The sequence below is a fragment of the Pseudomonas sp. FW305-25 genome (assembly GCF_017351415.1).
In the GTDB taxonomy this organism is placed as follows: domain Bacteria; phylum Pseudomonadota; class Gammaproteobacteria; order Pseudomonadales; family Pseudomonadaceae; genus Aquipseudomonas; species Aquipseudomonas chlororaphis.
The window spans coordinates 1-5,458 of the sequence record NZ_JACNDE010000073.1 but is presented as its reverse complement, the minus strand read 5'-3'; the positions used below and the strand labels follow the sequence as shown (position 1 = coordinate 5,458).

Sequence of the window (5,458 nt, the reverse complement as noted above, 5' to 3'; positions counted from 1 at the left end):
CCTACTCTCACATGGGGAAACCCCACACTACCATCGGCGATGCATCGTTTCACTGCTGAGTTCGGGATGGGATCAGGTGGTTCCAATGCTCTATGGTCGTCAAGAAATTCGGTGTGCCGAGTCGTCTTTCGACGCTTCAGCAAATTGGGTATGCGATAGTTTGTGTGTTTTCTCGAACTTTCGGTTCGTTTCGTCTTCACACACCGCAATCTGGCTGTTAAGCGCAAATTGCTTGGGTGTTATATGGTCAAGCCTCACGGGCAATTAGTATTGGTTAGCTCAACGCCTCACAGCGCTTACACACCCAACCTATCAACGTCGTAGTCTTCGACGGCCCTTCAGGGAACTCAAGGTTCCAGTGAGATCTCATCTTGAGGCAAGTTTCCCGCTTAGATGCTTTCAGCGGTTATCTTTTCCGAACATAGCTACCCGGCAATGCCACTGGCGTGACAACCGGAACACCAGAGGTTCGTCCACTCCGGTCCTCTCGTACTAGGAGCAGCCCCTCTCAAATCTCAAACGTCCACGGCAGATAGGGACCGAACTGTCTCACGACGTTCTAAACCCAGCTCGCGTACCACTTTAAATGGCGAACAGCCATACCCTTGGGACCGGCTTCAGCCCCAGGATGTGATGAGCCGACATCGAGGTGCCAAACACCGCCGTCGATATGAACTCTTGGGCGGTATCAGCCTGTTATCCCCGGAGTACCTTTTATCCGTTGAGCGATGGCCCTTCCATACAGAACCACCGGATCACTAAGACCTACTTTCGTACCTGCTCGACGTGTCTGTCTCGCAGTCAAGCGCGCTTTTGCCTTTATACTCTACGACCGATTTCCGACCGGTCTGAGCGCACCTTCGTACTCCTCCGTTACTCTTTAGGAGGAGACCGCCCCAGTCAAACTACCCACCATACACTGTCCTCGATCCGGATAACGGACCTGAGTTAGAACCTCAAAGTTGCCAGGGTGGTATTTCAAGGATGGCTCCACGCGAACTGGCGTCCACGCTTCAAAGCCTCCCACCTATCCTACACAAGCAAATTCAAAGTCCAGTGCAAAGCTATAGTAAAGGTTCACGGGGTCTTTCCGTCTAGCCGCGGATACACTGCATCTTCACAGCGATTTCAATTTCACTGAGTCTCGGGTGGAGACAGCGCCGCCATCGTTACGCCATTCGTGCAGGTCGGAACTTACCCGACAAGGAATTTCGCTACCTTAGGACCGTTATAGTTACGGCCGCCGTTTACCGGGGCTTCGATCAAGAGCTTCGCGTTAGCTAACCCCATCAATTAACCTTCCGGCACCGGGCAGGCGTCACACCCTATACGTCCACTTTCGTGTTTGCAGAGTGCTGTGTTTTTAATAAACAGTCGCAGCGGCCTGGTATCTTCGACCGGCATGGGCTTACGGAGCAAGTCCTTCACCCTCACCGGCGCACCTTCTCCCGAAGTTACGGTGCCATTTTGCCTAGTTCCTTCACCCGAGTTCTCTCAAGCGCCTTGGTATTCTCTACCCAACCACCTGTGTCGGTTTGGGGTACGGTTCCTAGTTATCTGAAGCTTAGAAGCTTTTCTTGGAAGCATGGCATCAACCACTTCGTCACCTAAAAGGTAACTCGTCATCAGCTCTCGGCCTTAGAACCCCGGATTTACCTAAGATTCCAGCCTACCACCTTAAACTTGGACAACCAACGCCAAGCTGGCCTAGCCTTCTCCGTCCCTCCATCGCAATAACTAGAAGTACAGGAATATTAACCTGTTTTCCATCGACTACGCTTTTCAGCCTCGCCTTAGGGACCGACTAACCCTGCGTCGATTAACGTTGCGCAGGAAACCTTGGTCTTTCGGCGTGGGTGTTTTTCACACCCATTGTCGTTACTCATGTCAGCATTCGCACTTCTGATACCTCCAGCAAGCTTCTCAACTCACCTTCACAGGCTTACAGAACGCTCCTCTACCGCATCACTTACGTGATACCCGTAGCTTCGGTGTATGGTTTGAGCCCCGTTACATCTTCCGCGCAGGCCGACTCGACTAGTGAGCTATTACGCTTTCTTTAAAGGGTGGCTGCTTCTAAGCCAACCTCCTAGCTGTCTAAGCCTTCCCACATCGTTTCCCACTTAACCATAACTTTGGGACCTTAGCTGACGGTCTGGGTTGTTTCCCTTTTCACGACGGACGTTAGCACCCGCCGTGTGTCTCCCATGCTCGGCACTTGTAGGTATTCGGAGTTTGCATCGGTTTGGTAAGTCGGGATGACCCCCTAGCCGAAACAGTGCTCTACCCCCTACAGTGATACATGAGGCGCTACCTAAATAGCTTTCGAGGAGAACCAGCTATCTCCGAGCTTGATTAGCCTTTCACTCCGATCCACAGGTCATCCGCTAACTTTTCAACGGTAGTCGGTTCGGTCCTCCAGTCAGTGTTACCTAACCTTCAACCTGCCCATGGATAGATCGCCCGGTTTCGGGTCTATACCCAGCGACTAAACGCCCTATTAAGACTCGCTTTCGCTACGCCTCCCCTATTCGGTTAAGCTCGCCACTGAATATAAGTCGCTGACCCATTATACAAAAGGTACGCAGTCACAGAACAAAGTCTGCTCCCACTGCTTGTACGCATACGGTTTCAGGATCTATTTCACTCCCCTCTCCGGGGTTCTTTTCGCCTTTCCCTCACGGTACTAGTTCACTATCGGTCAGTCAGTAGTATTTAGCCTTGGAGGATGGTCCCCCCATATTCAGACAAAGTTTCTCGTGCTCCGTCCTACTCGATTTCATGACTAAGAGATTTTCGCGTACAGGGCTATCACCCACTATGGCCGCACTTTCCAGAGCGTTCCGCTAATCTCAAAGCCACTTAAGGGCTAGTCCCCGTTCGCTCGCCACTACTAAGGGAATCTCGGTTGATTTCTTTTCCTCAGGGTACTTAGATGTTTCAGTTCCCCTGGTTCGCCTCTTGCACCTATGTATTCAGTACAAGATAACCATCTTATGATGGCTGGGTTCCCCCATTCAGACATCTCCGGATCAAAGTCTGTTTGCCGACTCCCCGAAGCTTTTCGCAGGCTACCACGTCTTTCATCGCCTCTGACTGCCAAGGCATCCACCGTATGCGCTTCTTCACTTGACCATATAACCCCAAGCAATCTGGTTATACTATGAAGACGACATTCGCCGAAAATTCGCGATTAAACTCACAAATTTTACCTTAGCCTGAATAAACACCAGTGAAAGTGCTATCCAGTCTATCTTTCTATCACATACCCAAATTTTTAAAGAACGATTCTGATAAAGATCAGAAATCAACATTCACCATCAGCTTGATGGAATGCTCATTTCTAAGCTTTAAACGATGGACACCAATCTGTAATGGTGGAGCCAAGCGGGATCGAACCGCTGACCTCCTGCGTGCAAGGCAGGCGCTCTCCCAGCTGAGCTATGGCCCCGTATCGCTACAGGGTGCACCAGTAATTGGTGGGTCTGGGCAGATTCGAACTGCCGACCTCACCCTTATCAGGGGTGCGCTCTAACCAACTGAGCTACAGACCCAATCGTCTTCTTCAATGAATCAAGCAATTCGTGTGGGAGCTTATGAAGCAGCTGATGTCGTCGATTAAGGAGGTGATCCAGCCGCAGGTTCCCCTACGGCTACCTTGTTACGACTTCACCCCAGTCATGAATCACACCGTGGTAACCGTCCTCCCGAAGGTTAGACTAGCTACTTCTGGTGCAACCCACTCCCATGGTGTGACGGGCGGTGTGTACAAGGCCCGGGAACGTATTCACCGCGACATTCTGATTCGCGATTACTAGCGATTCCGACTTCACGCAGTCGAGTTGCAGACTGCGATCCGGACTACGATCGGTTTTGTGGGATTAGCTCCACCTCGCGGCTTGGCAACCCTCTGTACCGACCATTGTAGCACGTGTGTAGCCCAGGCCGTAAGGGCCATGATGACTTGACGTCATCCCCACCTTCCTCCGGTTTGTCACCGGCAGTCTCCTTAGAGTGCCCACCATTACGTGCTGGTAACTAAGGACAAGGGTTGCGCTCGTTACGGGACTTAACCCAACATCTCACGACACGAGCTGACGACAGCCATGCAGCACCTGTCTCAATGTTCCCGAAGGCACCAATCCATCTCTGGAAAGTTCATTGGATGTCAAGGCCTGGTAAGGTTCTTCGCGTTGCTTCGAATTAAACCACATGCTCCACCGCTTGTGCGGGCCCCCGTCAATTCATTTGAGTTTTAACCTTGCGGCCGTACTCCCCAGGCGGTCAACTTAATGCGTTAGCTGCGCCACTAAGAGCTCAAGGCTCCCAACGGCTAGTTGACATCGTTTACGGCGTGGACTACCAGGGTATCTAATCCTGTTTGCTCCCCACGCTTTCGCACCTCAGTGTCAGTATCAGTCCAGGTGGTCGCCTTCGCCACTGGTGTTCCTTCCTATATCTACGCATTTCACCGCTACACAGGAAATTCCACCACCCTCTACCATACTCTAGCTCGCCAGTTTTGGATGCAGTTCCCAGGTTGAGCCCGGGGATTTCACATCCAACTTAACGAACCACCTACGCGCGCTTTACGCCCAGTAATTCCGATTAACGCTTGCACCCTCTGTATTACCGCGGCTGCTGGCACAGAGTTAGCCGGTGCTTATTCTGTCGGTAACGTCAAAATACTCACGTATTAGGTAAGTACCCTTCCTCCCAACTTAAAGTGCTTTACAATCCGAAGACCTTCTTCACACACGCGGCATGGCTGGATCAGGCTTTCGCCCATTGTCCAATATTCCCCACTGCTGCCTCCCGTAGGAGTCTGGACCGTGTCTCAGTTCCAGTGTGACTGATCATCCTCTCAGACCAGTTACGGATCGTCGCCTTGGTGAGCCATTACCCCACCAACTAGCTAATCCGACCTAGGCTCATCTGATAGCGCAAGGCCCGAAGGTCCCCTGCTTTCTCCCGTAGGACGTATGCGGTATTAGCGTCCGTTTCCGAACGTTATCCCCCACTACCAGGCAGATTCCTAGGCATTACTCACCCGTCCGCCGCTCTCAAGAGGTGCAAGCACCTCTCTACCGCTCGACTTGCATGTGTTAGGCCTGCCGCCAGCGTTCAATCTGAGCCATGATCAAACTCTTCAGTTCAAACATCTTTGGGTTTTGAGAAAACCCTAAACTTGGCTCAGCAATCGTTGGTTACATCTTTGATTTCTCGCGGAGTAACTTGTGATGCTGATAATCTTTCTGACTATCAGTCTGACTCCACAAGCACCCACACGAATTGCTTGATTCAGTTGTTAAAGAGCGGTTGGTTAAGTCTTTCGTCTCAACCGAGGCGCGCATTCTACAGCAGCCTCTGTATCTGTCAAGCGGTTATTTTAAGAAGTTTTCAAAGTTTCCTTTGCAACTTCAACCACTTGCGCTTCCGATCTCTCGTCAGCGGGAGG

At 51.4% G+C, this 5,458-nt stretch carries 2 tRNA genes and 3 rRNA genes; all 5 read right to left on the bottom strand.

Going from position 1 to position 5,458, the window contains the following annotated elements:
* Positions 1-104, bottom strand: a 5S ribosomal RNA gene (gene rrf / locus J4E58_RS31690); the annotation flags it as partial.
* Positions 105-243: 139 nt separating this feature from the next.
* Positions 244-3,135, bottom strand: a 23S ribosomal RNA gene (locus J4E58_RS31685).
* A 240-nt stretch (positions 3,136-3,375) separates the two neighbouring features.
* Positions 3,376-3,451 (bottom strand) — tRNA-Ala (locus tag J4E58_RS31680).
* A gap of 26 nt (positions 3,452-3,477) precedes the next feature.
* Positions 3,478-3,554 (bottom strand) — tRNA-Ile (locus J4E58_RS31675).
* A gap of 65 nt (positions 3,555-3,619) precedes the next feature.
* A 16S ribosomal RNA gene (locus tag J4E58_RS31670) occupies positions 3,620-5,156 on the bottom strand.
* Positions 5,157-5,458 lie beyond the last annotated feature (302 nt).